A 2,634-nucleotide genomic window follows, 5' to 3' on the forward strand; every position below is an offset into this window, starting at 1 on the left:
GCACAACAGGCCTGATACATGACCGCACCCGATCACACGTCAATACTGTTCAAAAACCATCTTGCGCGAACGGGGGTATCCATACATGACCCGGGGTTTCCATCGAGAAGTGACCCACCTTGGATTATGCTGAGCGGGTCATGATTGGGTCAAGACATGGCTTCCCTCCCTCTTTTTCCGGGTGGCTGCGGCCGCGCTGTCCTTGAAGCGGAAGCTGTCGTTTCCGGTCTCGAGGATGTGGCAGCGATGGGTCAGCCGATCGAGGAGCGCGGTGGTCATCTTGGCGTCACCGAACACTGTGGCCCACTCGCTGAAGCTGAGGTTCGTGGTGATGATCACGCTGGTGCGCTCGTAGAGCTTGCTCAGCAGATGGAAGAGCAAGGCGCCCCCTGAAGCGCTGAACGGCAGGTATCCGAGCTCGTCCAGGATCACCAGGTCGAGGCGGGTGAGGGTCTCCGCGATGTGTCCGGCTTTTCCCTTGGCCTTCTCCTGCTCGAGAGCGTTGACGAGTTCGATGGTCGAGAAGAAGCGCACTCTCCGGCGATGATGCTCAATGGCATGGATGCCGAGCGCGGTGGCGATGTGGGTCTTCCCAGTGCCGGGGCCGCCGATGAGAACGACGTTCTGCGCTCCTTCCATGAACTCGCCACGATGCAACTGGCGCACCGTTGCCTCGTTCATCTCGCTGGACGAGAAGTCGAAGTTGGGCAGATCCTTGTAGGCCGGGAAGCGTGCCACCTTCATGTGGTAGGCGATCGAGCGCACCTCGCGCTCCGCGACCTCAGCCTTCAGGAGCTGCGTCAGGATCGGCACGGCGGCTTCGAACGCCGGCGCACCCTGCTCGATCAGGTCGGTCACGGCTTGAGCCATCCCGTGCATCTTGAGGCTGCGCAGCATGATCACGATGGCACCGCTGGCTGGGTCATGACGCATGGCGGCCTCCAGCATCGCGTGGCCGCAGCTCGTCATAGCGCTCCACATTGGCCCGGGGCTCTCGCTTGAGGGCCAAGGCACCCGGCGGGTCGATGGAGGGAGCGTCGGTCGACTTCCCGTCGATCAGGCGGTGCAGAAGATTCAGGACGTGGGTCTTGGTCGCGACGCCCTCGGAGAGCGCCAGCTCGACCGCGTTCAGCACCACTTGCTCGTCGTGATGCAAGACCAGGGCAAGGATATCGACCATCTCCCGGTCTCCCCCGGGCCGTCGTAGCAATTGGCTCTGCAATTGCCGGAAGGCGGGCGGCAGATCCACGAAGGGGGCGCCATTGCGCAGGGCTCCGGGCTTTCGCTGGATGACGGCCAGGTAGTGGCGCCAGTCGTAGATCGTTCTGCCGGGCAGATGGTGAGACCTCTGGATCAGCCGATCGTGCTCGCACAGAATTTGCCCTTCCGCGGCGACTACGAGGCGATCGGGGTAGATCCGGAGGCTGACTGGTCTATTGGCAAAGGAGGCGGGGACGCTGTAGCGATTGCGCTCGAAGCTGATCAAGCAGGTCGGGGACACGCGCTTGCTCTGCTCGACAAAGCCGTCGAAGGCAGGTGGCAGCTGCATGAGCGCCGCTTGCTCCGAGCCCCAGGCATCCGCGATGCTGCCCGCGAGGGTGCCATGGGGGGTGTCGCGCCAGAACTCCATGCAGCGTCGTTCCAGCCATGCGTTCAGCGAAGCAAGGTCGGGGAAGTTCGGCATGGGGTTCCATAAGCGCGGGCGGGCGTCCTGGACGTTCTTTTCGACCTGACCCTTTTCCCAGCCCGCCGCCGGATTGCAGAACTCCGGCTCGAACACGTAGTGGTTTGCCATGGCCAGGAAGCGCATGTTCACCTGACGCTCTTTGCCACGGCCAACCCGGTCCACCGCCGTCTTCATGTTGTCGTAGATCCCACGCTCCGGAACGCCGCCAAAGACGCGGAAGCCGTGCCAGTGGGCATCGAACAGCATCTCGTGGGTCTGCAGCAAATAGGCTCGGACGAGGAAGGCGCGGCTGTGAGACAGCTTGATATGCGCGACCTGCAACTTCGTGCGCTCTCCGCCAAGCACCGCATAGTCTTCGCTCCAGTCGAACTGGAAGGCCTCCCCGGGCCGGAACGACAAGGGGACGAAGATGCCGCGCCCGGTGGTATGCTGTTCGCGCTGGCGTTCTACCCGCCATTTTCGGGCGAAGGCCGCAACCCGGTTGTAGGACCCCGTGTAGCCGAGTGCCACGAGGTCGCCATGCAACTGCTTCAGGGTTCGGCGCTGCTTGCGTGACTTTGCAGCCTCCGTCTTCAGCCACGCAGCGAGCTTCTCAGCGTAGGGATCAAGCTTGCTCGACCGAGCCGGAACGTTGAACTTCGGCTCGATCGTGCCTGCTCTCAGATATTTCTTGATGGTGTTCCGCGACAGGCCGGTTCGGCGTGCGATCTCTCGGATCGGTAGCTTTTCCCGCAAGGCCATGCGGCGGATGACGTTCAAAAGTCCCATGTGGATCACTCCGGAATCCCCCGCTGCAAGCTGCGTCGCGGGGAGGGTCACATGGGTCAAATCTCAATGGAAATTACGCGCTCTCCCGGGTCATGTATGGATACCCCCGTTCGCGCAAGATGGTTTTTGAACAGTATTGACGTGTGATCGGGTGCGGTCATGTATCAGGCCTGTTGTGC

2 protein-coding genes are annotated in these 2,634 nt (G+C 62.1%); both read right to left on the minus strand.

Annotated elements, in window-relative coordinates:
- Positions 1–138: 138 nt before the first annotated feature.
- Positions 139–933, minus strand: coding sequence for an IS21-like element helper ATPase IstB (gene istB / locus BM397_RS28810; protein ID WP_092431586.1), 795 nt, complete (start codon positions 931–933; stop codon positions 139–141).
- Positions 923–2,455, minus strand: coding sequence for an IS21 family transposase (istA, locus tag BM397_RS28815; RefSeq protein WP_092431584.1), 1,533 nt, complete (start codon positions 2,453–2,455; stop codon positions 923–925). The genes istB and istA overlap by 11 nt, the downstream gene beginning before the upstream one ends.
- Between the last annotated feature and the right edge of the window lie 179 nt (positions 2,456–2,634).

This window comes from Alloyangia pacifica (genome assembly GCF_900116195.1).
GTDB classification, from domain to species: domain Bacteria; phylum Pseudomonadota; class Alphaproteobacteria; order Rhodobacterales; family Rhodobacteraceae; genus Salipiger; species Salipiger pacificus.

Excerpts from the sequence above, each read along its gene's own strand:
- istB (WP_092431586.1), bottom strand. The coding sequence starts at position 933 with ATGCGTCATGACCCAGCCAGCGGTGCCATCGTGATCATGCTGCGCAGC.
- istA (WP_092431584.1), bottom strand. The coding sequence starts at position 2,455 with ATGGGACTTTTGAACGTCATCCGCCGCATGGCCTTGCGGGAAAAGCTA.